The organism is Paraburkholderia sp. SIMBA_053 (genome assembly GCF_046534895.1).
Taxonomy (GTDB): domain Bacteria; phylum Pseudomonadota; class Gammaproteobacteria; order Burkholderiales; family Burkholderiaceae; genus Paraburkholderia; species Paraburkholderia caledonica.
The window spans coordinates 1-259 of the sequence record NZ_JAWRXU010001019.1 but is presented as its reverse complement, the minus strand read 5'-3'; the positions used below and the strand labels follow the sequence as shown (position 1 = coordinate 259).

General features: G+C 62.9%; 1 protein-coding gene. It reads left to right on the top strand.

All coding sequences use genetic code 11. The annotated features are described in order from the left end of the window. Positions 1-259: acyl-CoA dehydrogenase family protein (locus tag SB753_RS38715; protein WP_410805369.1), on the top strand; the 259-nt coding region annotated here is incomplete at both ends.

Sequence of the window (259 nt, the reverse complement as noted above, 5' to 3'; positions counted from 1 at the left end):
CGCGTACGCGCCTTCATGGACGAGCACATCGTGCCCCGCCACGCCCAGTGGCTCGACGAAGCGCATGCGGGCCACTTCCCCGCCTCCTTCATGGAAGAGCTAAAAGCAAAAGCCAAATCCGAGGGCCTGTGGAACCTGTTCCTGCCACACCTGAAGAACGACGAACCCGGCACAGCCCTGACGAACCTCGAATACGCGCCGCTCGCCGAGATCATGGGCCGCATCTCCTGGGCGCCCGAAGTCTTCAACTGCAACGCAC